At 71.2% G+C, this 26,396-nt stretch carries 24 protein-coding genes; 14 read left to right on the forward strand and 10 right to left on the reverse strand.

What is annotated here, in order from left to right:
* Positions 1 to 378, reverse strand: a 378-nt coding sequence (locus tag VLF38_RS02845; RefSeq protein WP_325269779.1) for a helix-turn-helix transcriptional regulator, incomplete at its 3' end; no start/stop codon positions are given.
* Positions 379 to 473: 95 nt separating this feature from the next.
* On the opposite strand from VLF38_RS02845, the gene VLF38_RS02850 reads away from it, so the two are divergent.
* Positions 474 to 941: a GNAT family N-acetyltransferase gene (locus tag VLF38_RS02850; RefSeq protein ID WP_325269780.1), complete on the forward strand. Its 468-nt coding sequence runs from the start codon at positions 474 to 476 to the stop codon at positions 939 to 941.
* 11 nt (positions 942 to 952) lie between these two features.
* On the opposite strand, the gene VLF38_RS02855 is transcribed toward VLF38_RS02850, so the two are convergent.
* Positions 953 to 2,437, reverse strand: a complete 1,485-nt coding sequence (locus VLF38_RS02855) for a PucR family transcriptional regulator (RefSeq protein WP_325269781.1) — start codon at positions 2,435 to 2,437, stop codon at positions 953 to 955.
* Positions 2,438 to 2,549: 112 nt separating this feature from the next.
* On the opposite strand from VLF38_RS02855, the gene gabT reads away from it, so the two are divergent.
* The 4 genes from gabT to VLF38_RS02875 all read left to right on the forward strand — a co-directional run bounded on the left by gabT (position 2,550) and on the right by VLF38_RS02875 (position 7,233).
* Positions 2,550 to 3,902, forward strand: coding sequence for a 4-aminobutyrate--2-oxoglutarate transaminase (gene gabT / locus VLF38_RS02860; RefSeq protein WP_325269782.1), 1,353 nt, complete (start codon positions 2,550 to 2,552; stop codon positions 3,900 to 3,902).
* On the forward strand, positions 3,899 to 5,185 hold the full coding sequence (locus tag VLF38_RS02865) for a Glu/Leu/Phe/Val dehydrogenase (protein ID WP_325269783.1): 1,287 nt from the start codon (positions 3,899 to 3,901) through the stop codon (positions 5,183 to 5,185). Before gabT ends, VLF38_RS02865 begins: the two co-directional genes overlap by 4 nt.
* A 143-nt stretch (positions 5,186 to 5,328) precedes the next feature.
* On the forward strand, positions 5,329 to 6,828 hold the full coding sequence (locus VLF38_RS02870; protein ID WP_325269784.1) for an NAD-dependent succinate-semialdehyde dehydrogenase: 1,500 nt from the start codon (positions 5,329 to 5,331) through the stop codon (positions 6,826 to 6,828).
* 6 nt (positions 6,829 to 6,834) lie between these two features.
* Positions 6,835 to 7,233: a hypothetical protein gene (locus tag VLF38_RS02875; protein WP_325269785.1), complete on the forward strand. Its 399-nt coding sequence runs from the start codon at positions 6,835 to 6,837 to the stop codon at positions 7,231 to 7,233.
* A gap of 85 nt (positions 7,234 to 7,318) precedes the next feature.
* On the opposite strand, the gene VLF38_RS02880 is transcribed toward VLF38_RS02875, so the two are convergent.
* Positions 7,319 to 8,893 carry an amidohydrolase gene (locus VLF38_RS02880; protein WP_325269786.1) on the reverse strand — a complete coding sequence of 525 codons (1,575 nt, stop codon included), beginning with the start codon at positions 8,891 to 8,893 and terminating at the stop codon, positions 7,319 to 7,321.
* On the reverse strand, positions 8,890 to 10,383 hold the full coding sequence (locus tag VLF38_RS02885; RefSeq protein WP_325269787.1) for an APC family permease: 1,494 nt from the start codon (positions 10,381 to 10,383) through the stop codon (positions 8,890 to 8,892). Before VLF38_RS02885 ends, VLF38_RS02880 begins: the two co-directional genes overlap by 4 nt.
* 81 nt (positions 10,384 to 10,464) lie before the next feature.
* Between VLF38_RS02885 and VLF38_RS02890 the strand changes: the two genes are divergently transcribed.
* From VLF38_RS02890 to VLF38_RS02915, 6 genes are all read left to right on the forward strand, one after another.
* Positions 10,465 to 11,103 (forward strand): TetR/AcrR family transcriptional regulator, encoded by a 639-nt coding sequence (locus tag VLF38_RS02890; protein ID WP_325269788.1) that lies wholly within the window; start codon positions 10,465 to 10,467, stop codon positions 11,101 to 11,103.
* Between the two features lie 65 nt (positions 11,104 to 11,168).
* Positions 11,169 to 11,882 carry a GntR family transcriptional regulator gene (locus VLF38_RS02895; protein WP_325269789.1) on the forward strand — a complete coding sequence of 238 codons (714 nt, stop codon included), beginning with the start codon at positions 11,169 to 11,171 and terminating at the stop codon, positions 11,880 to 11,882.
* Positions 11,883 to 11,889: 7 nt separating this feature from the next.
* Positions 11,890 to 13,107 (forward strand): MFS transporter, encoded by a 1,218-nt coding sequence (locus VLF38_RS02900; RefSeq protein ID WP_325269790.1) that lies wholly within the window; start codon positions 11,890 to 11,892, stop codon positions 13,105 to 13,107.
* Positions 13,108 to 13,388: 281 nt separating this feature from the next.
* The gene (locus VLF38_RS02905) at positions 13,389 to 14,039 is read left to right on the forward strand and encodes a hypothetical protein (RefSeq protein WP_325269791.1); all 651 of its coding nucleotides are present in this window, start codon (positions 13,389 to 13,391) and stop codon (positions 14,037 to 14,039) included.
* Positions 14,040 to 14,099: 60 nt separating this feature from the next.
* Positions 14,100 to 15,932, forward strand: coding sequence for a peroxidase family protein (locus tag VLF38_RS02910; RefSeq protein WP_325269792.1), 1,833 nt, complete (start codon positions 14,100 to 14,102; stop codon positions 15,930 to 15,932).
* Entirely contained in the window at positions 15,932 to 17,266 is a 1,335-nt protein-coding gene (locus tag VLF38_RS02915; protein ID WP_325269793.1) for a cytochrome P450, read from the forward strand. The genes VLF38_RS02910 and VLF38_RS02915 overlap by 1 nt, the downstream gene beginning before the upstream one ends.
* Before the next feature lie 133 nt (positions 17,267 to 17,399).
* Here the strand turns inward: VLF38_RS02915 and VLF38_RS02920 are convergent, their stop codons facing one another.
* On the reverse strand, positions 17,400 to 17,726 hold the full coding sequence (locus VLF38_RS02920) for a multidrug efflux SMR transporter (RefSeq protein ID WP_325269794.1): 327 nt from the start codon (positions 17,724 to 17,726) through the stop codon (positions 17,400 to 17,402).
* 67 nt (positions 17,727 to 17,793) lie between these two features.
* Here VLF38_RS02920 and VLF38_RS02925 point away from each other — a divergent pair, with 67 nt between their 5' ends.
* Entirely contained in the window at positions 17,794 to 18,372 is a 579-nt protein-coding gene (locus VLF38_RS02925; RefSeq protein ID WP_325269795.1) for a TetR/AcrR family transcriptional regulator, read from the forward strand.
* 283 nt (positions 18,373 to 18,655) lie between these two features.
* Here VLF38_RS02925 and VLF38_RS02930 read toward each other — a convergent pair whose 3' ends face one another.
* The 4 genes from VLF38_RS02930 to VLF38_RS02945 are packed head-to-tail and all read right to left on the reverse strand — an operon-like array spanning position 18,656 to position 24,082.
* The gene (locus tag VLF38_RS02930) at positions 18,656 to 20,074 is read right to left on the reverse strand and encodes an aminobutyraldehyde dehydrogenase (RefSeq protein ID WP_325269796.1); all 1,419 of its coding nucleotides are present in this window, start codon (positions 20,072 to 20,074) and stop codon (positions 18,656 to 18,658) included.
* An 11-nt stretch (positions 20,075 to 20,085) separates the two neighbouring features.
* Positions 20,086 to 21,474, reverse strand: a complete 1,389-nt coding sequence (locus VLF38_RS02935) for an NAD(P)/FAD-dependent oxidoreductase (RefSeq protein WP_325269797.1) — start codon at positions 21,472 to 21,474, stop codon at positions 20,086 to 20,088.
* A gap of 56 nt (positions 21,475 to 21,530) precedes the next feature.
* Positions 21,531 to 22,601: a low specificity L-threonine aldolase gene (locus tag VLF38_RS02940; protein WP_325269798.1), complete on the reverse strand. Its 1,071-nt coding sequence runs from the start codon at positions 22,599 to 22,601 to the stop codon at positions 21,531 to 21,533.
* On the reverse strand, positions 22,598 to 24,082 hold the full coding sequence (locus VLF38_RS02945) for a DUF6421 family protein (RefSeq protein ID WP_325269799.1): 1,485 nt from the start codon (positions 24,080 to 24,082) through the stop codon (positions 22,598 to 22,600). The genes VLF38_RS02940 and VLF38_RS02945 overlap by 4 nt, the downstream gene beginning before the upstream one ends.
* A 132-nt stretch (positions 24,083 to 24,214) precedes the next feature.
* Between VLF38_RS02945 and VLF38_RS02950 the strand changes: the two genes are divergently transcribed.
* Positions 24,215 to 24,688 (forward strand): Lrp/AsnC family transcriptional regulator, encoded by a 474-nt coding sequence (locus VLF38_RS02950; protein ID WP_325269800.1) that lies wholly within the window; start codon positions 24,215 to 24,217, stop codon positions 24,686 to 24,688.
* A gap of 3 nt (positions 24,689 to 24,691) precedes the next feature.
* Here VLF38_RS02950 and VLF38_RS02955 read toward each other — a convergent pair whose 3' ends face one another.
* Positions 24,692 to 25,687, reverse strand: a complete 996-nt coding sequence (locus VLF38_RS02955) for a LacI family DNA-binding transcriptional regulator (RefSeq protein WP_325269801.1) — start codon at positions 25,685 to 25,687, stop codon at positions 24,692 to 24,694.
* A gap of 121 nt (positions 25,688 to 25,808) precedes the next feature.
* Between VLF38_RS02955 and VLF38_RS02960 the strand changes: the two genes are divergently transcribed.
* Positions 25,809 to 26,396, forward strand: a 588-nt coding sequence (locus VLF38_RS02960) for an APC family permease (protein WP_325269802.1), incomplete at its 3' end; no start/stop codon positions are given.

Consider the following 26,396-nt stretch of genomic DNA (forward strand, 5'->3'; position numbering starts at 1 on the left):
GCTGTAGGGCTCGTCGCCGCTGCCGCCGCCGGGCGCGATCTCGCTGAGGATCGCCTGGAGCCTCCGCTCGCCATGGGGCGTCAGGAGGAACTCGGTCATGCCGGTGCCGCCGAAGTTGATCGGCGGGTAGGCGCCGCGGCGTACGACGTCACCGGACGGGGCGCTGAAGAGGTCGCCCACCGAGATGCCCAGCGTCTCGCAGATCCGCATGAGCGAGGCGACCGAGGCAGTGGCCTGGTCGCGCTCGATCTTGGAGAGGAACCCCTTGGTGATGCCCGCGGCCTCGGCGACCTCGGCGAGCGTCATGCGGCGCGCGAGACGGGCGGCCTTGAGCTGCGCGCCGATCTCCACGTCGGGCTGGGCTACCTGGGCACTCATGCGAACCATGAAACATCACGGCCTTGACAGGAAACAAGAGTTTCCTGCTGGGAGATGCGCTGTCGCAGGGTTTTCGCGCGGGGCAGAATCGGCGCATGGAGAAGGTACGAGTGGCGACGCCGGGCGATGCAGTCGTCCTCGGGCGGCTGCTGGCCGACTTCAACACGGAGTTCGACGCCGAAGGGCAGGACGCCGACGCCTTCGCCCGGCGCTTCTCGACACTCCTCGCGCGCGACGACACCCTCGCGCTGCTCACCGGTCCGGCCGAGGACCCGACCGGCTTTGCCTGGGTCACCTTCCGCCCCACGCCGTACGCCGACGGCCCGCTCGCGCAGCTCGAGGAGCTCTACGTCCGCCCCGCTCTCCGCTCGCAGCGCATCGGCACGGCGATCATCGCGGCCCTGCGGGCGGAGTCACGTCGCCGCGGTGCGCTCGAGGTGCTGATCAACGTCGACGCGGACGACACCGACACGCGACGCTTCTACGAGCGGCACGGGTTCAGCTGCCTCGACCCGGACTCCGGCTCGACGATGCTCTGCTACCTCGGCTCGCCCGACGCCTGACGCGCCGCCGTTCACGCCTGCCGCGCGCGTAGCGCGATCCACGCATCCGCCCGCACCTGCGGGTCGGCCAGCGAGCGCCCGAGCAGCGTCTCGATCCGCTCGACGCGGTGCCGCACGGTGTTGCGGTGGATTGCCAGGTCGTCGGCGACCTTGAGCAGCGAGCCGTGGTGCCGCAGGAACGAGTCCAGCGTCTCCAGCAGCACCTCCTCACCCGAGAGCGGGGCGAGCCAGGACGCGGCGAAGGCCGCAGCGCGTCCGCCCTCGAGCAGCGCCACCACGCCGCCGCGGACCCGCTCCGACCAGGCGACCACCGGCACGGACGACGTCGCGAGTGCGAGCGCCTGACCGGCGCTCGCGTGGCTGGCCGGCAGCGCCTCCCGGCTGCCCGCCTCGCCGATGCCCACCCGCAGGCCAGCGGTGGCGAGTCGCTCGGCCAGCCCGGCGGCCTCGCCGGAGCGCGCAATGGCGACCAGCTCCGTCGTGCCCTCGACGACCGCGAGCCCGGCCAGCAGCGGGACGCTCTCCAGGAGCTCGAGGCCGTCCTCCAGCCGGGGCTGGGTGCCGCGACAGCGCAGCACGACGGCCGTGCGCGGCAGTCGTGGACGGGGGCCTGCGCCGGCACCGAGCAGCACGGCGGCGGTGCGGAGGTCGCCTGCCGCCAGCAGCTCGACGGCGCGGGTGCGCAGCCGCCGGTCAGCCTCGCGACCGGCGCGGCGCCGCTGCTCCGCGAGTCCGAGCAACGCGACCGCCGTCGCCACCGTGCTGCGCTCGGTCTCGGTCACCTTGCCCGCGAACCCCGCGACGAGGTACTGCGACGGACGGCCCTTCACGCCGATCGGCTGCACGAGGAGTGTGCCTCCGGGCGACGAGAGGCTCGCCGCGGCACGGAGTCCCTGCGGTCGCATCCGCGCGACCGCCTCCTCGACCAGATCGAGGTCGAGCAGCTCCAGGCGCGCACCGAACGGTCCGAGGACGAGACCGCCACGCGCACTGACGACGGCCGCCATGCCGCCGGCCGTGGCCAGCTCCTCCACGAGCGCACCCGGATCCTCCTCGCGAAGCGCGGCCTGGGTCAGCGCCCGCTGCGCCTCGAGCGCGGATCGGGTGGCGGCGTCCTCCTCCTGCTGCAGGCGTGCCGCCAGGGAGCGGCTCACCGCAACGAAGTTGGTCGAGTGCGGCACCTCGAAGAGCGCGACGTCGTGCTCGCGGCACGCATCGACGAGTGCCTGCGGCGCAGCGTCGTAGACGATGACCCGGGAGAGGCCGATCGCCACGAGGCCGACGGCGGCGAGCCGGCGTACGTAGTCGTCCCACTCCTCCGACCAGTCCGCCGTCTCGAGGCCGGTGGTGAGCAGGACCTCCCCACCCTCGAGGAACGGCGAGGGGTCATCGAGCTCGCTGGTCGCCACCCAGCGCACCGTCTGGTCGCGGTTGAGATCGACGACCGGCTCCAGCCCGAGGGAGCGATCGCTGAGGAGGTCGGCGAGCGTGGCCATGGTGCAAGTTTTGCACAGTCATTATCCACAACTTGTGCAGAACGGGCATCCCCTGACCGCTGACCGCCGCCGTAGCGTCAGTGACGTACCCCAGTGACTCGCGGAGGAACCCATGACCAGCCAGACCACCACCACGGGCGGGCCCGCCCTGCCCCAGGAGCGACGCCTCGTCACGGCGATCCCCGGCCCGAAGTCGCAGGAGCTGCAGGCACGCAAGAGCGCCGCGGTCGCCTCCGGCGTCGGCACCACGCTCCCCGTCTACGTGACGGCGGCCGGTGGCGGTGTCCTCGTGGACGTCGACGGCAACTCGCTGATCGACCTCGGCTCCGGCATCGCGGTCACCACCGTCGGCAACGCCGCTCCCAAGGTCGTCGAGGCCGTGCAGCAGCAGGTCGCGGCGTTCACGCACACCTGCTTCATGGTCACGCCGTACGCCGGCTACGTCGAGGTCGCCGAGGCGCTCAACCGGATCACCCCCGGTGACCACGAGAAGCGCACCGCGCTCTTCAACTCCGGCTCCGAGGCCGTCGAGAACGCCGTCAAGATCGCGCGCAAGTTCACCGGCAAGACCGGCGTCGTCGTCTTCGACCACGCCTACCACGGCCGCACCAACCTGACGATGGCGATGACGGCGAAGAACATGCCGTACAAGGACGGCTTCGGCCCCTTCGCCTCCGACGTCTACCGTGCGCCGCTCTCCTACCCCTTCCGCGACGACAACCTCGACGGTGCCGCAGCTGCCGCCCGCGCGATCGACCAGATCGACAAGCAGGTCGGCGCGCAGAACCTCGCCGCGATCGTCATCGAGCCGATCCAGGGCGAGGGCGGCTTCATCGTCCCGGCCGATGGCTTCCTCCGCGCCCTCACCGAGTGGTGCACGGCCAACAACGTCGTCTTCGTCGCCGACGAGGTGCAGACCGGGTTCGCCCGCACCGGCGCCATGTTCGCCGTCGAGCACGACGACGTCGTCCCGGACCTGATCGTCACGGCCAAGGGCATCGCCGGCGGCCTGCCGCTCTCCGCGGTCACCGGTCGCGCCGAGATCATGGACTCCGCCCACGTCGGCGGCCTCGGCGGCACCTACGGCGGCAACCCGCTCGCCTGTGCTGCCGCACTCGCCGTGCTCGAGACGATCGAGTCCGACGGCCTCGTCGACCGCGCCGCCAAGATCGGCGCCCAGATGTTCGAGCGCCTGCTCGACCTCCAGGAGCGCGACGTCCGCGTCGGCGATGTCCGCGGCCGGGGCGCGATGATCGCCGTCGAGCTGGTCAAGGCCGGCTCCACCGAGCCCGACGCCGACCTCACCAAGCGGGTCGCCGCTGCCGCTCACGAGCGCGGCGTCGTCGTCCTCACCTGTGGCACCTACGGCAACGTGCTCCGCTTCCTGCCGCCGCTCTCCATCTCCGATGCCCTGCTCGCCGACGCGTGCGACGTCCTCGACGAGGTCTTCGAGGTGACGAAGTGACCGCCGTCGTCGACAGCCCCACGACCCCCGCCATCGCGCCGGGTGCCTCCGTCCTCGCCGATGCCCGCTCGCAGCTGAAGACCGCCACCGACGTCCTCGGCTTCGACGACAGCATGTTCGCCATGCTCGCGACGCCGCGTCGTGAGGTCACTGTCTCCATCCCGCTGCGCCGCGACAACGGCACCTACGAGGTCCTCACCGGCCACCGTGTGCAGCACAACTTCTCCCGCGGGCCGGCCAAGGGCGGTCTCCGCTACTCGCCTGACGTGACCCTCGACGAGGTGCGCGCGCTGGCGATGTGGATGACCTGGAAGTGCGCCCTCCTCGACGTGCCGTACGGCGGCGCGAAGGGCGGCGTACGCATCGATCCGCGCGAGCACTCGCAGGCCGAGCTGGAGCGCGTGACCCGTCGCTACACCTCGGAGATCAGCCCGCTGATCGGCCCCGAGCGCGACATCCCCGCCCCCGACATCGGCACCGACGAGCGCACGATGGCCTGGATGATGGACACCTACTCCGTCCAGCAGGGCCACACCGTCCTCGGCGTCACCACCGGCAAGCCGATCGCCCTCGGCGGCTCCCTCGGCCGTGCCACCGCCACCTCGCGCGGCGTCGCGCACGTCGCCTTCGCGGCGCTGACCGACCGGGGCATCACCGTCGCCGGCGCCACCGCCGCCGTCCAGGGCTTCGGCAAGGTCGGCCGGTACGCCGCCCGCTTCCTCGCCGAGGCCGGCATGAAGGTCGTCGCGGTCTCCGACCAGTACGGCGCGATCGCCGACGAGCGCGGGCTCGACGTTCCGGCGCTCGAGGAGCACGTGGACGCCACCGGCTCGGTCGTCGGGTTCGCCGGCTCCGACGTGCTCGAGGGCTCCGCGCTCCTGGAGCTCGACGTCGACCTGCTGGTCCCCGCTGCGGTCGAGGGCGTGCTCCACGCCGGCAACGCCGAGCGGGTCAAGGCGAAGGTCATCGTCGAGGGCGCCAACGGCCCCACGACGCCCGAGGCCGACGACATCTTCCGTCGCAACGACATCCTGGTCGCCCCCGACATCCTCGCCAACGCCGGTGGCGTGGTCGTCTCCTACTTCGAGTGGGTGCAGAGCAGCCAGGCGTTCTGGTGGTCGGCCGACGAGGTGGAGTCCCGGCTGGCGCAGCGCATGGACATCGCCTGGCGCGACGTCAACGCCGCCGCCCGCAAGCGTGGCCTCGCGCTGCGCGACGCCGCCACCGTCCTGGCCGTCGAGCGGGTCGCCCAGGCGCACCTGATGCGCGGCCTCTACCCGTGACGGCCTGACCCCGACCACCTCCTCGCCCACTCCTGCGCGCGCCCATCCGTTCCTCGCAACTGGTCTTGATTGGCAGAAAAGCTGCCTGAAAACCTGCCAATCAAGACCAGTTCCGGCGCCCCTCCCGAACCGGAGACTTCCCGATGACGATCACCACCAGCCGTACCGGCCTCGTGCCCGCCGCCGTCCACGCCACCATCAGCCGCCTCGACCCCGAGCACGGCCAGCACATCAACGGTGCGGCCGTCGCCGCGGCGAGCGGTGCGACGTTCGAGGTCCTCGACAAGGCGACCGGCGACCACCTCGCCACCTTCGCCGACGGCGGCGCGACCGAGGCCACCGCCGCGGTCGATGCTGCCGCGGCCGCCTTCCCCGCGTGGGCCGCCACCGCGCCCCGCGTCCGGAGCGAGGCGCTGCGCAAGGCCTTCGACCTCATGCACGCCCGCTCCGAGGAGCTCGCCGCGCTCATCGCCGCGGAGAACGGCAAGTCGCTCGCCGACGCCCGCGCCGAGGTCGGCTACGCCGCGGAGTTCTTCCGCTGGTTCGCCGAGGAGGCCGTGCGCCCCGAGGGTGACTTCACCGAGTCCCCCGCCGGCGGCACCCGCACGATCGTCACCAGCCACCCGGTCGGCGTCGCGGCCCTCGTCACGCCGTGGAACTTCCCGGCCGCGATGGCGACCCGCAAGATCGGCCCCGCACTGGCGGCCGGCTGCACCGTCGTCCTCAAGCCCGCCACCGAGACCCCGCTGACCGCGCTCGCGGTCGCCCGGATCCTCGAGGAGGCCGGCGTCCCGGCCGGCGTCGTCAATGTCGTCACCGGCACCGACCCCGGCGCGATCGTCGGCACCTGGCTCGCCGACGCCCGGGTCCGCAAGATCTCCTTCACCGGCTCCACCGGCATCGGCCGGCTGCTTCTCGGCCAGGCCGCGGACCGCGTGGTCAACTCCTCGATGGAGCTCGGCGGCAACGCGCCCTTCGTCGTCGCGGCCGACGCCGACCTCGACGCCGCCGTCGCCGGCGCGATGATCGCGAAGTTCCGCAACGGCGGGCAGGCGTGCACCGCGGCCAACCGCTTCTACGTCCACGCCGACGTGGCGGAGGCGTTCACCGAGAAGTTCGGTGCCGCGATCGAGGCGCTCGCCGTCGGCAGCGCCTTCGAGGAGGGCACCGCGATCGGCCCGCTCATCAGCGCGAAGGCGGTCACCAACCTCTCCGCGCTGGTCGAGGACGCGGTCGCCCGCGGCGCGCGGATCAGCCACCGCGCCCACACCAGCACGCTGGACGGCCACTTCTACCCGCCGACGCTCCTCGTCGACGTACCGGCGGACGCGCAGATCGTGCGCACCGAGGCCTTCGGTCCGGTCGCCCCGATCGTCCTCTGGAACGACGAGGCCGACCTGCTGACCCAGGTCAACGACACCGAGTTCGGCCTGGCCTCCTACGTCTACTCGCGCGACCTGCGCTGGGCGCTGAAGTTCGCCGAGAAGATCGAGGCCGGCATGGTCGGCGTCAACCGCGGCGTCGTCTCCGACCCGGCCGCGCCGTTCGGCGGCTACAAGCAGAGCGGCCTCGGCCGCGAGGGGGCCCGCGAGGGCGTCCGCGCGTTCACCGAGACGCAGTACTTCTCCGTGGACTGGAGCTGATCGGCGATGCACGTCACCGACACCCTCAAGCTGGCCCCGGCGGAGCTGCGCCGCGACGTGGTCCTGCGCGCCTTCGAGCTCCTGCGCAAGCGGGTCGCCGTCGAGTGCACGGGCGAGACGGGCGCCTCCGCCGGCTTCCCGCGCCTGCAGTTCCGTGAGCTGCCCGCCGCAGCCGGCACGCTCGTCGTCCGCGCCATCGTCGTGGACCGCGGCAGCCGCTGGCAGCGCGTGGAGTACGACGCGATGTACCGCCACCTCGCCGCCGACGGCTCGCTCGCGGCCACCCAGGTCGCCCGCGCCGTGGGCCAGACCTGCGCGCTTCCGGTGACCTCGGCCCCGGTCCTCCCCGCTCCGCGGGTGGAGACCCCGGTCGTCGTGGCCGAGCGCGAGCTGGTCAGCGCCTGATCCGCACAGACCCCCTCGGGACGTCATAGGAGTTGGCTGCTAGAATAGCCAACTCCTATGACGTTGTGGCGCTGGCCGGGACGCCTCAGCCGCGGTGCGTGACCAGCCCGCCACTCACCGTGAGCCGGATCGGCGCCCCGGCGACCTCGTCCGCCGGCGCCTCCACCGGGTCGACCGCGAAGACGGTCAGGTCGGCCCGCGCACCGACGGCGATCCGCCCGGCGTACGACTCAGCACCATCGGCGTACGCGGCGTGCGTGGTCATCCCCTCCAGCGCCTGCAGCCCGGTGAGCGCCTGCTCGGGCGCGACCGCTGCCTCGCTCGAGCCCGGCGGGCGCCGCAGCCGAGCGTGCGCCAGCACGTGACGTGCGTCGTAGGTCGCGATCGGCCAGTCCGAGCCGAGGACCAGCACGCCGCCCGCATCCACGATGTCGCGGCACGCCCAGGCCCGCGCGGCCCGGTCGGAGCCGAGCCGCTGCGACCACTCGTCGGAGTGGTCGGCCTTCGTGTAACCGGCGTGGCAGGGCTGCATCGACGACACCAGGCCGGACCGCACCAGCCGCGGCACGAGCTCGCGCGGCAGCGTCTCGAGGTGCTCGATCCGGTGCCGGATGCCGGCGCTCTCGACGTTCTCGAGCGCCTCGATCACGTGCCGCACGGCGGCGTCGCCGATCGCGTGGGTGACTGTCTGCACGCGGGCCTCGGCCAGTGTCTGCACGGCCTTCGTGTACGCCGCGGGGTCACGCCAGAACGCCTCCGTCCCCGTCCCGTGGCAGTCGGGGTGCTCGAGCCAGGCGGTGCCACCCTCGACCGTGCCGTCCATGAAGAACTTCACCGCCTCGACCGTCCACCGGCGCCCACCGCGACCCTGGAGAGCGATGACGTCGGCCACGTCTGCACCCGGCATGCACCAGGGCGCGACCCGCAGCCGGAGCGGGAGCTCCCCGGTCGCCTCGTAGTCCGCATAGGCCTCGAGTGAGTTGTCCTCGGCATCCATCACGCAGGCACCGGTCAGTCCGGTCGCCGCCATCCCCTGGAGGACCTCACGGAGCCGCTCGCGCAGGACCGCTGCGGGCATCACCGGCATGACCGCCTGCACGAGCTCCATGGCGGCATGCTCGAGGAGCATGCCGTTGGGCACGCCGCCGACACAGACGATCTCCGAGCGCTGTTCGAACTCGCGCGGTCCGGTCACCCCGGCCCGCCGCAGCGCCTCGCTGCTCGCGAGCGCCGAGTGGCCGTCGTACAGCCGGAGGAAGACGGGGCGACCGGGGTGCACCTCGTCGAGCACGGTGTTGTCGATCGACCCGCCGGCGAAGACGTTGTGGTCCAGGCCCCAGCCGACCACCCATCCGTCCTCCCCAGGAACTGCGCCGGCGAGCGCGCGCCGGAGGTCGTCGAGCGAGCGGCAGGCACTGAGGTCGGCGCCCTGGAAGCTCGACGCACCGAAGACCGGGTGCAGGTGACCGTCCACCAGGCCCGGTGTCGTGACCGCACCGGCGAGGTCGACGACCTCGGTCCGGCCGCTGCGCAGGGCGAGAGCATCGTCGTCGAGGGCGACGATCTGGTCACCGGAGATGGCGACGGCTGATGCCCACGGGCGCGCGGGGTCGAGCGTGCGGACCCTGGTCCCGACCAGCAGCAGGTCAGCGGCGCTCATCGGACGACCTCCATCCCCGCACCAGCATCAGCGTCGGAACCAGAGCTCGACTCACACGACGAGGCGACCCCTTCGAAGACGTCGCGTCGGTTGCTCCGCAGCCAGCGCGCCCAGACGACACCGACCACCACGGTCGCGGGGATGACCAGCAGCAGCACGACATTCACCACGCCGGCCGAGCCGGTGAGGAACTCGACGTTCTTCGCCGAGAGCACGATCGCGACGATCATCAGCACCGCAGCGGCCACCGGCGCTACGAGGGTGCGCCAGGCTCCTTCGCCCGTCCGGTTCCGGCGGAAGTACGCGACGACCGACACGGCTGCCGCGACCTGCAGCAGCAGGATGCCGAAGATGCCCGGGGTGTTCACCCAGATCAGCAGCTGCATGTAGGGGTCGGCCTTGGCGACCGCGAACCCCGCGACGATGACGAGGGCGAGCGCTGTCTGCGCGAGTCCCGCGACGTACGGCGCCCGGGTGCGCGGGTGGACCTTGCCGAGCGCGGCCGGCAGCAGCCCCTCGTCGGCGATCGCGACGGCGTAGCGCGTCACGGCGTTGTGGAAGGCGACTGAGCTGGCCACCACGCTCGTCGCGATGAGCAGGTGCATCGCCGTGCTGAACCAGGCGCCGACGTAGGTCTCGCCGGCGACGAAGAAGAGGCCGACGCCGTGCGTGGTCGCCGCCTCGATGACACCGCCGGCGCCGAACGCCTGCACGATGCTCCAGACGATGAACGCATACGTCCCGGCCAGCACCGCGACCGCGATGTACGTCGCGCGGGGGATCGTGCGGCGCGGGTCGCGGGTCTCGGAGCGGTAGATCACCGTCGCCTCGAAGCCCATGAACGCCGCGAACGCGGTCGGCAGGATGACCGTCATCGACTGCACGAACGTGTGCTGCGGTGCGAACGACTCCAGTCCCAGGCCCTCACTGCTGCCGCCCTGGACGACGATCGCGATCGCGAGCAGGAGGAGCAGGCCGGTCTCGGCGGTGAGCAGCACCGCGAGGAACTTCGCGCCGAAGTCGACGCTGCGGAACCCGACGTACCAGACGACGGCGATGCACCCCAGCGCGTAGGCCCACCACGGCAGGTCGATGCCGAAGACCTCGGCGAAGGTGCCCTGGATCGCGACCCCGGCCAGGCCGTAGACGCCGATCTGGAGGGCGTTGTAGGAGACCAGCGCGACGAGCGCGGAGACCACGCCGGCGGTCCGTCCGAGCCCCACGGCGATGTAGGCGTAGAAGGCACCCGCGTTGTCGACGTGACGCGACATCGCAGTGAACCCGATCGCGAAGATCGCCAGGGTCACCCCCGCGAAGAGGTACGCCGCCGGGGCACCGATGCCGCCGATCGCCAGGGAGAGCGGGGCGACGCCCACCATGACCATGAGGGGCGCTGCGGCCGAGACGACGATGAAGACGAGGTCGCTCGTGCCGAGCGCGTTGCGCTTCAGGCCCGGTGCCGCGTCTGCCCGCGTGGGGGTGCTGCTCATGCACTGTCTCCTAATCGAAACCATTTAGATTTAGGTTGACCGCTACTGTAAGCCCCGTCACACCAGAAGGGAAGAGGTCCGATGACGGAGACCACCCAGCGCCGGGCAGGGCGACCGCGCAAGGCCGTGCTCGACCGCGACCGGATCGGGCAGGCGGCCCTGGAGCTCGTCGACCAGACGGGCGACTTCACGCTGCCGGAGCTGGCCCGCCGCCTCGGCGTCCAGCCGGCCTCGCTCTACCACCACGTCCAGGGGCGGGCAGGGGTCGTCGAGCTCCTCCGTGAGCGCGTCAGTGACGCCATGGACCGCGCGACCCTCGCCGAGGAGGGCCCGTGGGACGAGGCCCTCTCCGGCTTCTTCCACTCCTACCGCGACGCCTTCGCCGCCCACCCCCGCGTGGTGCCGCTGCTGACCACCGCGACGATCCGGTCCCCGCGCGTCATCGAGTCGTACGACCAGATGCTGCGCCGCCTCGACGAGGCCGGCATCCCGACCCGGCAGGCGATGTCGATACTCACCGCCCTGGAGAACTTCGTCATCGGCTCGGCCCTCGACCTGGCCGCCCCCGACGTCATGTGGGAGATCCCGGCGGACATGGAGGCACCGGCACTCGCCGCGGCCCTGGCCGCCCAGCCCTCCGAGCGGAAGCGAGCCGACGAGGTGTTCGAGCAGGGCCTCTCCCGCCTGCTCGCCTCCCTCGCCGCGGAGTTCGGCGCCTGACGATTACATGCTCCGCGGTCGGTATGCCGTACGCTTTGCGGTATACCACTAAGGATCGAGGAAGCGTGCGCAGCGTGGAGGACGGCGGCTCGTTGGCCCAGCAGACCTACGAGCGCCTCAAGGGCGAGATCATCGGCCTGCACCGCCCGCCGGGGCAGCGCCTCGTCGAGCGTGAGCTCGCAACCGGGCTCGGCGTCTCGCGCATCCCGCTGCGCGAGGCCCTGCGCCTGCTGGAGGCCGAGGGCCTGGTCGTGATCGTGCCGCGCCAGGGCGCCCTCGTGGCTCCCTTCACGGCAGCCGACGTACGCCACCTGCTCGACGTCCGCGAGAGCCTCGAAGGACTTGCGGCACGCCTCGCCGCGAGCAACGCCGACGCCACCGGAGTCGCCACGGCCCGCGCCGCGCTGACGGCCGCACGCGACGCCATGGCCTCAGGCGACGACCGGGCGGTCGCCGCCGCGAACGCCGGCTTCCACGAGGCCGTCGTCGGCCTCTCCGGCAACCCGCTGCTCCAGTCGCTGATGCAGCCGCTGACGGCCCGGCTCCGCTGGCTCTTCCACCTCGCGTACGCCGATGACGTCAACCTGCGGCTCTGCGAGGAGCACGAGGAGATCCTGGCGGCGATCGCGGACGGTGACGCCGACCGAGCCGGCGATCTGGCCGGCCGCCACGTCCGCGCGACCCGTGCGTTGACCCTCGAGATGGCGGCCCGCTGGGCTGCTCCCGACCTCGATCCGGTCGAGGCCACCCGATCGCGCCAGCGCGAGCGCAAGGGGTGAGCACGCGATGACCACCGCACCCTCGGCCGCAGCCACCGTCACGCGCCGGCGTCGCACGCCCCGCGCGAGCCAGGGCGCCCTGCTGCTCCTCGCCGTCCTGCTCGTGGCGGCCAACCTCCGCCTCGGCGTGACCTCCCTCGGCGCCCTCCTCGACCAGGTCCAGGACGCCACCGGGATGTCGGCGGCGACCGCGTCGTCCCTCACCTCGCTCCCGGTGCTCTGCTTCGCGGTCGTGGGCGCCACCGGCATGGCACTCGCGCGCCGCGTCGGCGTCCACCGTGGCATCGGGGTGGCGATGGCCATCCTCGCGGCCGGCCTGTTGTTCCGCGTCGCTGGCGGGTCGAGCCTGCTGGTCGCCGGCACGCTGCTGGCCTGTGCCGGCATCGCCCTCGCCAACATCCTGCTGCCGGCCGTGGTCAAGGAGCACTTCCCGCACCGCGTCGGCTCGGTCACCGGTGCCTACAGCGCGATGCTCTCCGGAGGCGCTGCCCTCGGCGCCGCCGCCACGGTGCCCGTCGCCGCCGCCACCGACAGCTGGCGGGTCGGCCTCGGCGTATGGGCGGCACTCGCCCTGCTCGCCCTCGTCGCGTGGGCTCCGTACTGCCGGGCCACCGACCACACCACCCGCGTACGCCGCGGCCCGTCACTGTGGCGCAGCCCGGTCGCGTGGGCCGTCACGATCATCTTCGCTACCCAGGGCATCGCGGCGTACGTCGTGATGAGCTGGCTGCCGAGCGTCTACCTGGAGGCCGGGTTCAGCCACGCGACCTCGGGCCTGCTGCTCGCGGTGTCGATCCTGATCGGTGTGCCGGTCTTCTTCGTGGCCCCCACGATTGCCACGCGGCTCCGCTCGCAGGGACACCTCCTCGCCGTGCTCAGCGTCCTCAACGCGGCCGGCTTCCTCGGCCTGTGGCTCGCCCCCGCCCAGGGTGCCTGGCTCTGGGCACTGCTCCTCGGTGTCGGTGGCGGCATCTTCCCGGTCGTGCTCACCCTCTTCTCGCTGCGGGCTCCCGACGCGGAGACCACGGCAGCCCTCTCCGCGATGGGGCAGAGCGTCGGCTACCTGATCGCCGCGGGCGGCCCGCTCGCCGTCGGCCTGCTGCACGACGCGACCGGCTCGTGGTCGGTGCCCATGGCGCTGCTGACGGGCCTGATGCTCGCGCAGATCTCGGTCGGCTACGTGGCCGGGCGCCCGGTCCTCGTCGGCACGCACCGGCAGGCATAGGACCGCCCTGCCCCTCGGTGCGGGGAGCAGGGGCAGGGCACGTCTCGGCGCACTACCGCGCCCTCAGGTGCACTTCGGCGCCCGCACACAGGCGCGGCAGTGCAGGTAACTCCGCTTTACAGCCCGCAGGGACCTCGCAGGGCCCCCCATGGACCCCGCGCGAGATCGACGAAAGTGAGCGGCATCACACTCTGTACCGCTACTCTCCAGACTCCTATCGTCAGGTGGGCACAGCGGGCTCCACTCGGGCGCGCCCGGAATCAATCCTCCGGAAGGCACTCATGACCACCGATCAGACCTCATCCGCGGGAGCCAGCGCGGCCGACACCGTCGCCGCGTGGCGGATGCGGGCCGCCACCCACCCGCTGGACGCCACGGAGGCGGCGTGGCGCCGGATCCTCGAGCTCCAGGCGCTCGCCCGCACCGACCGCAAGCAGGCCGACGCGCTCCTCAACGACCTCTTCCGCGCGGGCTCACCGGCCTGCGGACTCGACGGCCCGACCGACGGCATCCTGGTGATGACGACGACCACGGCCCTCACCGACATCGCACTGACCGCACTGACCTCGGTGTGGATGCCGTGGGAGGGCAAGCGGTTCGACGCCGGGACCAACACCGGCGACAACCGGATGGCCGACGAGGCGACCGTGGTCAGCAAGGTGCTCTGGCCGCTCTACTCGATGAAGGACTCGCCCACCGGCAAGACGGCGTTCGACTTCACGACGTACGTCGAGCCCGGCGTCGAGGATCCCGACATCGAGGTGATGGTCATCGACTACGCCGACGTGGCGGACAACCCGCGCCTGCTGATCCGGAGCATCCGCGACGAGCTGGTGGAGCTCGTCGACGGCGCCTACCTCGGCAAGGTGCTCTACCGCCTGCCCACGAACTCCTACGCGAAGCTCGGTTACTTCGCCCTCCGCACCCACTGACCAGACCGCCACACCCACGCCGTACGCCGCCGTACCCCGCCCGACCTGCGAGGAGCCTCCATGAGCCCGAAGATCCCCAACCCGCTCAACCTGCAGTGGTACCAGCACCCGTCACTGCTGCTCCAGCTCAACGCGCTCACCAACGAGCGCAACGACCTGCGCGAGAAGAACCTCTTCGAGGGTGAGGGGATGCGTCCCGAGGGCGACATGGGTGAGCCGACCCCCGAGGTGGAGCGGGCCCGCACGCCCGAGGGCACCTGGAACGATCTCGGCTGCCCGCACATGGGCGCCAAGGGCACCGGCTTCGGGCGCAACGTGCCGATCGAGAAGACGATCGTCGACCGCAAGCGGCTGCTGACCCCGGACCCGCGCGAGATCAGCCGCAAGCTGATGGCGCGCGACACCTTCAAGCCGGCCGGCATCCTCAACGCGCTCGGCGCCGCCTGGCTCCAGTTCGAGAACCACAACTGGTTCTTCCACGGCAACGGCGTGGCCGACCGGGTCATCGACATCCCGCTCCAGGAGGGCGACGACTTCCCGGAGAACCCGATGCGGATCCGCGAGACGATCCCGCTCCGCGGCGAGATCAAGGACGGCTGCCCCGCCCCGGTCTTCGCCAACGAGGAGACGCACTGGTGGGACGGCTCGCAGATCTATGGCTCCGGCCAGGAGAAGCAGGGCCAGATCCGCACGTTCGTCGATGGCAGGATCAAGGTCGACGACAACGGTCGTCTGCCCGGCAGCGACATCCCGGGCGTCGACCTGACCGGCATGCAGGAGAACTGGTGGTTCGGCCCCGGCCTCCTCCACACCCTCTTCGCCCGCGAGCACAACTCCGTGGTCGCGGCGATCAAGAAGGCCCACCCGGACTACGACGATCAGCGCCTCTTCGAGCTCGGCGTGCTCGTCGTCTCCGCACTGATCGCGAAGATCCACACCGTCGAGTGGACCCCGTGCGTGCTGCGCCACCCCGCGCTCCAGATCGGCATGAGCGCCAACTGGTACGGCGCACTCGGCGAGGCGTTCAAGGACAAGGTCGGCCGTGTCGGCGACTCGGAGGCGCTGTCGGGCATCATCGGCTCCTCGACCGACCACCACGCCGCGCCGTTCTCGCTGACCGAGGAGTTCGTGTCGGTCTACCGGATGCACCCGCTCATCCCGGACGACTGGTCGTTCTACAGCCTGGAGACCGGCGCGCACGTCCAGGACGCCTTCTTCACCGACATCCAGGGCCGCTACACCCGCGACTTCATGGACAGCCTCACGATGGGCGACCAGTGGTACTCCATCGGCAAGGCGAGCGCCGGCGCGGTCTGCCTGCACAACTACCCCAACGCGCTGCGCAACCTGACCCGCATCGACGGCCAGGTCACCGACCTCGCGACGCTCGACATCGTCCGTGACCGCGAGCGCGGCGTCCCGCGCTACAACGACTTCCGGGAGGCACTCCGCATGCCGCGGCGCAAGCGGATCGAGGACATCACGCCCAACAAGCAGTGGGCCAAGGAGATCAACGAGGTCTACAACGGCGACGTCGACGCCGTCGACCTGCAGATCGGCATGCAGGCCGAGCAGCCGCCGAAGGGCTTCGGCTTCTCCGACACGGCGTTCCGGATCTTCATCCTGATGGCCTCGCGGCGGCTCAAGAGCGACCGGTTCTTCACCAAGGACTTCCGACCCGAGGTCTACACCAAGACCGGCTTCGACTGGGTCAACGAGGCGACGATGAAGGACGTCCTGCTCCGCCACTACCCCGAGTTGGAGCCGGTCATCGGCGATGTCGAGCGGGTCTTCGCCCCGTGGCACGAGCTCGGCCTGACCAAGCCGGGCAAGAAGCCGACGATCATCAGGGCTGCCGACACGGTGAAGTCCTACCTGCCGTGGAGCCTGTGATGGCCCTGGACTTCAAGCACGCCTCGCTCGTGGAGGGCATCCGGTTCACCGCCCAGGTCGGCGTCCCCAACGTGCTCCAGGGCCTCTTCCGCAAGCGCCCCGGCGTGGTCAGCACCGTCGGTCGTCTGCCTGCGGACGCCTTGGCCTACCGCCTCGTCGCGGGGCTCGCCTCGTCGTACGGCCCTGATCCGTTCTGGGTCCGCGTCGGCGGGGACGAGGCGCTCCTGCTCACGCACCCGGAGGACATCGAGACGGTCCTCGGCGGCAGCCCCTCACCGTTCGCGTCGGACCCCGAGGCGAAGCGCAAGGGCATGACCGCCTTCCAGCCGACGGCGCTCACGATCTCGCGGGGCGACCTGTGGACCGACCGGCGTGCGTTCGCCGAGGCCGTGCTGCAGACCGGATCGCCGCTGCACTCCCTCGCGGAGACCTTCGCGTCGGTCGCTGCTGCGGAGGCCGATGGTTTGCTGGCCGGGGGTGACCTCTCCTTCCAGGCGATCAACGCCTCCTTCCAGCGGCTCACCCGCCGGGTGGTGCTCGGAGCCGATGCTGCCGACGACAACGCGCTGACCGATGCGCTCGGCGAGCTGATGGCCGCCGGCAACAAGATGCCCGGCGAGCCTGCCGAGGGCTACGACGCGTTCCACGCCCGGCTGGCCGCGTACGTCGCCGCGCCGGACGCCAGCGCCCTCACCGGACTGATCGCGGGGGCTCCGTCCACCGACGAGACCGACGTCCCGGGGCAGCTGATCCACTGGCTCTTCGCGATGGGCGACACCCTCCCGACCAACCTCTACCGCGCACTCGCGCTGCTGTCGGCCCACCCGGAGGCCCTCGCCCGGGTGCGTGCGGAGGCGGACGCGGCGGGCTCCGGGACGGGCACGGTCGAGGCGGTCGCCGGCTCGGCGTACCTCGCCGGCTGCATCCTCGAGGCCATGCGGCTCTGGCCGACGACCGCGCTCTTCGGCCGGGTCCAGGCCGAGGAGGTCCGTTGGAAGAACGGTCAGAAGACGCCCGCCGGCACCCAGCTGCTGATCCACAACCTCTTCAACCATCGCAACCGCGAGCGGGTTCCGTACGCGGACCAGTTCGCCCCCGAGGAGTGGAGCGAGGGCAGCGCCGGCGACGACTGGTCGTTCAACTTCTTCAGCCACGGCCCGCAGGGCTGCCCGGGTGCGGGCATGTCGATCTTCCTCGGTCAGGCGTTCCTCGGTCGATTGCTCGCCCAGGCCACACCGCGCATCACCCGAGGTACGACGCTCGACGCCGAGAAGCCCCTCCCCTACGGCTGGGACGTCTACACCGCGACGATCGCACTCGACCCGGTGGACTGATCTGCCCCGAAGCGGCGCGAACCTGCAGGACCCGGTGCCCGAAGCGGCGCAAACCTGCACCCTGAGGCGCATGCACCGAGGGGCTGGCCGACGATGTCGACCAGCCCCTCGTCCCTGCCCGGGTGGGAAAACGTCAGTGAGCGCCCTGCAGGTTGAGCACGACCACCCCGACGACGATCATCGCGAGCGCGGCGATCTTGGCCGCGCTCGCCTGCTCGCCGAGCACGGTGATGCCGACGATCGCGACGATCGCCGTGCCGAGGCCAGACCAGATCGCGTACGCCGCGGAGACCGACATGTGCCGGATCACCAGCGCCAGGAGCCAGGCCGAGAGCGCGTAGCCGCCGAGCACGACCGCGGTCCACGCCGGGTCGCGGAACCCGTTGGCGCGCGGCAGCGCCGAGGTCGCAGCGACCTCGAGAGCGATGGCGATGATCAACAGCCCGAAGGCGGTGTACATGATGGGCCTCTTCCCGTGCCAAAATATGTAGCAAGTGCTACACACACTGTAGCACTTGCTACAGTGTGTGCGCCATCACTTTGAGGAGGCTGTCATCGCCAAGGACCCGCAGCGCCGCGCCACGTGGGCCGAGGTCGCGACCGACTACGTCCTGAGCCGCGGCCTGATCGGCCTCAGCCTGCGCCCACTCGCCGCCGAGCTCGGCACCAGCGACCGCATGCTGCTCTACCACTTCGGCTCCAAGGACGAGCTCGTCGCCGACGTCCTCCGGGTCTCCAACGACCGGTCGGTCGCCGAGGTCGCGGCCCTGCCGCCGTCGGCCGACCTCCGCTCAGCGGTGCTCGACCTCTGGTCCGTCATGGCGGGCGACCGCTGCAGCCGGATCTACGTCGAGGCCGCCGCCCTCGGCCTCTTCGGCACCGAGCCCTATGCCACCGTCGTGCGTGAGGCCAACGCGGTCTGGATCGAATCGCTGGTCGGCCACCTGATGAAGTCTGGCGTCGACCGCGCCCTCGCCGCTCGCGCCGCGAAGGTCATCGACGCGGCGTTCATGGGCTTCCAGCTCGACCTGCCGCTCGACGCGGACGGCGGTGACCACGCCCGCACCGTCGCCGACCTCGCCGACGCGGTCGCTGCCCTCGGCTGAGCCGCCCCCCATCGCCGCCGAAGCGGCGCGAACCTGCACCCTTCGTACGCCGAAGCGGCGCGAACTTGCACGGCACGGCCGCGCCTCGTCGGACTAGGAGCAGCGCCGGCGGTCGTGGTGCGGCGTGCACCTGCAAGTCCGCGCCGCCTCGGCACCCCTCACGTGCAAGTCCGCGCCGCCTCGGCACCCCTCACCTGCAAGTCCGCGCCGCCTCGGCAAATGAGACCGGCCGCGCGGACCGGGTCGAGCGGTCCGGCGCGGCCGGGATCGGGGGCGCAGGCGATCAGCCGTGCGCGTGCATCACGTGCTTGATGCGCGTGTAGTCATCGAGGCCGTAGCGCGACAGGTCCTTGCCGTAGCCGGACTGCTTGAAGCCACCGTGCGGCATCTCCGCGACGAGCGGGATGTGCGTGTTGACCCAGACACAGCCGAAGTCGAGCTCGATCGAGCACCGGTGGGCGGTGCCGTGGTCCTTCGTCCACACGCTCGAGGCGAGCCCGAAGTCCACGTCGTTGGCGAGCGAGATCGCCTCCTCCTCGGTCTCGAACGTCTGCAGCGTGACGAGCGGACCGAAGGTCTCCTCCTGCACGACGGGGTCGTCCTGCCGTACGCCGGCAACGAGCGTCGGCGCGAACCAGTAGCCCTTGTCGCCGATGCGCTGACCACCCGTGACGACCCGTGCGTGGGCCGGGAGGTTCTCCACGACCGACGTCACGCGCGCGAGCTGGTTGGCGTTGTTGAGTGGCCCGTAGAACGGGTCCTCCGCGTCGGGGCCAGTGACGACGTCGGAGGCGATCGCTGCGACCAGCGCCTTCTCCAGGTCGTCGGCGATCGAGGAGTGGGCCAGGATCCGGGTGACCGCGGTGCAGTCCTGACCGGCGTTGAAGAAGGCACCGACCACGATGCCCTCGACGGTCGCCGCGATGTCGGCATCGCCGAACACCAGGGCGGGAGCCTTGCCACCGAGCTCGAGGTGGACCCGCTTGACGTCGGGAGCGGCCGCAGCCGCGACCTGCTTGCCGGCACCGGTCGAGCCGGTGATCGACACCTGCGCGGCGGCCGGGTGGGCGACGACGAGCTTGCCGGTCTCGCGGTCACCCGCGAGCACGTTGAGCACGCCCGGCGGCAGGACCTCAGCCGCAATCGACCCGACCAGCGCGGCCGAGCCCGGCGTCGTGTCCGACGACTTCAGGACCACGGTGCAGCCCGCCGCGAGCGCCGGTGCGATCTTCCAGATCGCCATCATGAACGGGTAGTTCCACGGCGCCACCTGGCCGACGACGCCGACCGGCTCACGGCGTACGTAGGAGGTGTGGCCGGCGAGGTACTCACCCGCGGCCGCGCCCTCGAGCGAGCGCGCGGCGCCCGCGAAGTAGCGGAGCTGGTCGAGCCCGACCGTGATCTCCTCGTCGCGCGTGAGCGCCTCCGGCTTGCCGGTGTCGCACACCTCCGCCGCGAGCAGGTCCTCGGCGCGCTCCTCCAGTGCGGACGCCAGCGCCAGCAGCAGCTTCTGCCGCTCCGCCGGGGTCGTGCGCCGCCAGGTGCTGAAGGCGCGGGTGGCCGCGTCGTACGCCGCGTCGACGTCGAGCGCGCCGGAGAGCGCCGCGACGTCGTGGACCTCACCGGTCCGTGGGTCGATGATCTCGCTGGTGCGACCGTCCGCTGCCGGGACGACCTTGCCGTCGATGACGTTGCTGATCATGGTGAGTCCTTTCAGGAGCTGACGCTGTGCTGGTCGAGAAGCTGCCGGGCAAGACGGGTGCCCATGCGGACAGCGCCGTCGACGTGCTGGAAGCCGAGTCCGGCGATGTCGCTCGAGCCGAAGCGAATCGGGCCGACCGGCTCGTGCAGCTTGGCACCCCACCGGGTCAGGCTGCCGACGTCGAAGCTGGTGGCGTAGGCGCCGCCGGTGAGCTCCTGGTGCTGCCAGTCGCTCTCGACGTAAGTGCGGGGCGTGAGCGCCGCGTCGCCGAAGTACGACGCGAAGGAGGCGAGGATCGCGGCACGACGCTCGTCCGCCGAGAGGCGGCCCATCGCGTCGGCGTTGAGGTCGGAGACGAAGCCCACGAGGGTGCCGGTCGCCTTACCGTGCAGCGTGTTGTCGTAGACCTCGTGGACGAGCTCCCACGGACCGAAGCCGGTGCCCGACAGACCGGCCTCGCGCCAGAACGGGGTGTCGTACTCCGCCTGCACCTTGATGACGAGGCCGAACGACTGGTGCTCACGGGCGTGGCGGTGCTCGGCGGGAAGCTCGGGGGTGATCCGGATCCGGCGGACGTGGGTCGGCGGGAGGGCGAGGACGACCTTGGCAGCGGCGATCTCCTCACCGTCGACCGTCACGACGGCACCGGACTCCGACCACGCGACGTGCGTGACATCGGCGGAGAGCCGCACGCGGTCCCCCAGGCGCGAGGCCAGCGCGGCCGGCACCGATGCCAGGCCACCGACGACCCGCTTGTCGAGGATGAAGTCGGCGTCGACGAGGTGGGTGAAGGAGCCGGCGCTCGCCGACATCAGCACGGCGGTGAGCGCGGAGAAGGAGTGCGTCGGCTTGGTCAGCATCGCCGGGCCCAGGTAGAGGGCGATGTTGTCGCGCGCCTCCTGGTCCTCGGTCTGCGCGTCGAGCCACTGCGCGAAGCTGACGGTGTCGAGCTCCGCAGCCTGCGGGTGCTCCCACGGACGGTCCGGATCCATCTGGGCGGCGAGGTCGTCGATGACACCGATGATCCGGTCGATCTCCTTGCCGGTCTGCTCCTCGACGGGGAGGTCCTCACCGGTGAAGCGACGCGCGACACCAGCGGCGTCGACGTAGAGCGACTCGCCGTCGCGGAAGCGGGAGTACGTCGGGAGGCCGAGCTCGTCGAGGAGCGCGATGAGCGCCTCCTGGTCGGGCGAGACCCACTGGCCGCCGATCTCGAAGTCCGCGCCGTTGTGGTCCTCCGTGCGCAGGCGACCGCCGACGCGGTCGCGGGCCTCGAGGACGAGGACGTCCTGGCCGGCCTCGGTGAGGCGCCAGGCGCAGGTCAGACCGGTCACGCCGGCCCCGACGACGACGGTGTCGTAGCTCTTCATGGTGTCACTGCCTTTTTGAATGCTGTTCAAACCTTGGAGTCACACCGTACGACCGGACGGTGCGATCCGCAATACCCGCCGCGAGATCACCCGCTCGTGGTTTCACGGGAAACAGCCGCGACCAGCGCGTCGACGTCCTCAGGGGTGGTGTCGAAGCTGCACATCCAGCGCACCTCGTTGCGCGCCGCATCCCAGTCGTAGAAGCGAAACTCCTTGCGCAGGGCATCCGCGACACCGTCGGGCAGCGTGGCGAAGATGCCGTTGGACTGGGTCACCTGGCTGAGCCCGACGCCGGTGATCGATCCATCGGTCAGCCCGGCCTCGATGCCCGCGCGGAGTCGCTGTGCCATCGCGTTGGCATGGCTGGCGTTGCGCAGCCAGAGGTCGCCCTCGAGCAGCGCGACCAGCTGCGCCGAGACGAACCGCATCTTCGAGGCGAGCTGCATGTCGAGCTTCCGCAGGTAGCGGAGGCCGCTGGAGGCCCCCCGGTCGAGCACCACGACCGCCTCGCCGAGCATCGCGCCGTTCTTGGTGCCGCCGAGGCTGAGCACGTCCACGCCGGCGTCCCGGGTGATCTCCCGCAGGCCCACGCCGAGGGAGGCTGCGGCGTTGGCGATCCGCGCACCGTCCATGTGCACGCGCATGCCGAGGCCGTGCGCGTGCTCCGCGATCGCGCGGACCTCGTCAGCTGTGTAGACCGTGCCGAGCTCGGTCGACTGGGTCAGCGAGACGACAAGCGGCTGCGCACGGTGCTCGTCGCCGAACCCCCACGCCTCCCGGTCGAGGAGCTCGGGCGTCAGCTTGCCGTCCGGTGTCGGCACCGGGAGGAGCTTGATGCCGGCAACCCGCTCGGGGGCACCTGCCTCGTCGGTGTGGATGTGGGCGGTGGCCGCACACACCACCGCGCCCCACCGCGGCAGCATCGACTGGAGCCCCACGACGTTGGCCCCGGTGCCGTTGAAGACCGGCCAGCCCTCGACCCCCTCGCCGAAGTGCGCGGCAAGGACCTCCTGCAACCGCTCGGTGTAGACGTCCTCGCCGTACGCCACCTGGTGCCCGCCGTTGGCCGCGGCGATCGCGGCGAGCACCTCCGGGTGGATGCCGGCGTAGTTGTCGGAGGCGAAGCCGCGGATGTGGGGGTCGTGGGCCGGGCTCATCGCAGACCGACCCCCGGAGCCGATGCGGACGTGACGTCCGCCGAGCCCACGATCCCGGCGGTCGACTCGATGACCGGCCGCATCTTCTTGTCGAGCGACTCGTAGAACATCGAGAGCGGGAACTCGTCGTCGAGCACCGCGTCGGTGAACCCCTTCGGCGGCCCGGCCAGCACCTCCTCGGGAAGACCGCGCGCCCAGGCCGAGGCGGGGTGGGGCGTGAGGGTGCCGCGGATCAGCTCGTACGCCGCCAGCCAGTGCGCCGTCTTCGGGCGGTCGATCGAGCGCCAGTAGAGGTCGTCGATCGCCTCGCCGAGCGCGATCACGGCAGCCGGGACGTCGGCCCAGTCGAAGGCGAGCGAAGTGTCGGTCCAGTGCAGGACCCCTCGCTGGTGCAGCCAGGCGAAGAGGAGCTGCCCCCCGACGCCGTCGTAGTTGCGGACCCGGGAGCCGGTGATCGCGAAGCGGAAGATGCGGTCGAAGATCACGGCGTACTGCACGAGGCGCGCGTGCTCGAGCGTCTCCTCGTCCGCGAGGGTCAGCTCGTCGGCGTACGCAGTGAGCCGCGCCTCGAGCCGGACGCACTCCCGGAACGCGGTCAGGTCGCAGCGCAGCTCCTCGAGCGAGTAGAGGAAGTACGGCATCCGCTGCTTGATCATGAACGGGTCGAACGGCAGGTCGCCGCGCATGTGGGTGCGGTCGTGGATCAGGTCCCAGACGACGAAGGCCTTCTCGGTCAGCGCCTGGTCGGTCAGCATGCGGGCCGCGCCCGCGGGGAGCTCGAGGTCGGTGACGTCGGCCGCGGCGGCGACGACGCGGCGGAAGCGCGCGGCCTCACGGTCCTGGAAGATGCCGCCCCACGTGAACGCCGGGGTCTCGCGGACGGCGACCGTCTCCGGGAAGAGGACTGCACTGTTGGTGTCGTAGCCCGGCGTGAAGTCGAGCAGCCGGAGCGGGAGGAAGAGCTTGTTGCCGTAGTCGCCCGCCTCGAGCGCGGACACGAACTTCGGCCAGATGACCTCGACCAGCAGTGCCTCGACGTGGCGGTTGGTGGACCCGTTCTGGGTGTACATCGGGAAGACCACGAGGTGGCGGAGTCCGTCGACCCGGTGCTGCTGCGGCTGGAACGCGACGAGCGAGTCCAGGAAGTCGGGTACGCCGAAGCCCGCTCCGGCCCAGCGCTCGAAGTCCGCGACCGCGGCCACGAGGTAGGCGTCGTCGTGGGGGAAGCTCGGGCGCAGCTCCTCGATCGCGGCCGTGATGGTCGCGACGTAGCGACGCGCGGCCGCGTGGTGGGCCTCGTCCGGCACCGAGCCGTCCTGCACCTGGAGGTCCTGCAGCGCGGTGGCGGCCGCCTTGAGCGACAGCCAGGCGGGGTTGCCCTCGACGGCCAGCGCACGGCGTACGACGTCCTCGACGACCTCGGGCTCTCCGATGATGGCCTGGGCGGGGAGCTGGTGCAGGACGTGCAGCTTCGAGGACATGGGGGTGAACCTCCGATCGTGGCGCCGTGAATGACGGGTCACCTCCAGCCTAGAGGAATCATTTCCTTCTGCAACGTCTCACGGCCGGAACTTTTCCTGTTTGTGACCTCGCCCGCTGCTAATCTCGCCTCCATGAGCGATGACGCCGTGACTCCAGCCCTGGACGACGCGATCGACGAGGGCATCGTCCGGGCGATGTCGGTCGACGCCCGTGCGACGCTGGCCGACCTGTCGGCCGAGGTCGGGCTCTCGGTCTCCGCCGTGCAGGCCCGCCTCCGCCGCCTCGAGGCGCGCGGCGTGATCACCGGCTACCGAGCCCTCGTGGAGCCTGCCGCCGTCGGGAAGCCACTGGCGGCGTTCATCGAGATCACACCGCTCGACCCGGGCCAACCCGACAACGCCCCGGAGCTGCTGGAGCACCTCGCCGAGATCGAGGCGTGCCATTCCGTTGCCGGCAACGCGAGCTACATGCTGCTGGTCCGGGTCGCATCGCCCCGACGCCTGGAAGGGCTGATCCGCGAGATCCGCACGGCGGCCTCGGTCAGCACCCGCACCACCGTCGTGCTGCAGACGTTCTACGAGAACCGGCCGATCCTCCCGGCCTGAGCCTCACCCGGTCGCCGTCGACTCCCGCGCCTGCAGCACCGCCGGGATCTGGGTGCGGATCGACGGAGCAGCCTCGACCGACGGTGCCGTCTCGTCGAGGATCGAGCGCACCAGGGCCTCGACGGCGGCAACGCCGGTGAGGCGCGGGTCGATGTCGAGTGCGGTGATCGAGGGGTGCACGATCTGCAGCGACGGCCCGTCGACGTACGACGCGAGCTGGAGGTCGTCGGGCACCCGCAGGCCGCGCCGCTGGAGGTGGTGCAGGACCAGCACCGCCGCGCCGTCGGGGACCACGATCACCGCATCCGGTCGCAGCTCCATCGCCGCGTCGACCGCGCGCACGATCTCGTCGGGCTGGTAGGCGAGCGGAGCCTCGACCACGTGGAGGTCGGGCGCACCGGCACACGCCTCGAGGACCTGCCGGCCGAACGACGTCTCGTCGCCCGGCGCCAGGACAGCGATGGACGACGCGCCGCCCGCGCGGACGTGGTCGAGCAGGCGCCCCATCGCCCGGACGTGGTCGGCTCCGACCACGCCCACCGGCGATGCGGCCGGGCTGAGGTCGGGCTCGATGCTGACCATGGGGACCGGGAGACCGCGCAGGACGTCGACGACCGGGTCGTCAAGCGCCGGGTCGGCGACGATCAGCCCGTCGATGTGGAGCGCCCGCAGCTGCTCGACGTCGTGCCACGCGGGCACCAGTGTCAGCGCCATCCCGTGGCCGAGCGCGGCTTCGGCTGCACCGCGGGAGATCTGGACGTAGTACTCGTAGCCGATGGTCCGGGTCGGCATGTAGAGGCCCAGCGCACCGGACCGACCGAGGCGGAGGCTGCGGGCCGCAGCGCTGGCGACGTAGCCGATCTCCTCAGCCACCCGGCGTACGCGCTCGCGGGTGGCCGGCGCCGTTCGGCCGCGACCCGACAGGGCCTCGGAGACGGTCGTCGTCGAGACGCCCGCAGCACGCGCGACGTCCCTGATCGTGGCGCGGCGGGACTCCATGCGCTCAACCTACCGATCCGAGATTTTTCCGGCCAACCACTTGCCGAAACGTTTCGACACGTGTTTCCGTAGGAGAGGCCGGTCACACTGACGGCCGCGTTCGCTTCCCCAAGGAGCCCCGATGTCCCACCCGACCGCACGCCTGCAGCGCGTGCTCGGCACCCCCGAGCTCGTGCTCTTCGGCCTCGCCTACATGGTTCCGCTGACGGTCTTCTCGACCTACGGCGTCGTCACCGAGATCACCGAGGGCCACCTCGCCGGTGCCTACACCCTCACCACCGTGGCGATGCTCTTCACCGCGTTCAGCTACGGCCGCATGGTGGTGGCGCTGCCGTCCGCCGGCTCGGCGTACAGCTACACGCAGTCGACCTTCGGGCGCCACGTCGGCTTCCTCGCGGGCTGGAGCCTGCTGCTCGACTACGTCTTCCTGCCGATGATCAACTACCTGATCATCGGGATCTTCGTGCACGCGAGCTGGCCCGCGCTCCCGGCCTGGCTGGTCGTGCTCGTCGCGGTCGGCACGGTGACCGCGCTCAACGTCCTCGGCATCAAGATGGTCGCGCGGATGAACGTCGTGCTCGTCGCCGCCCAGGGCATCTTCATCGTCGTCTTCCTCGTGACCGCCTTCGCGCACCTCGCCGGCAGCGGTGCCCCGTCGGTGACCGACGCCTTCTTCGGCAACGGTGCCCACTTCTCCGCGCTGATGGGC

Source organism: Nocardioides sp., from assembly GCF_035481145.1.
Lineage (GTDB): Bacteria > Actinomycetota > Actinomycetes > Propionibacteriales > Nocardioidaceae > Nocardioides.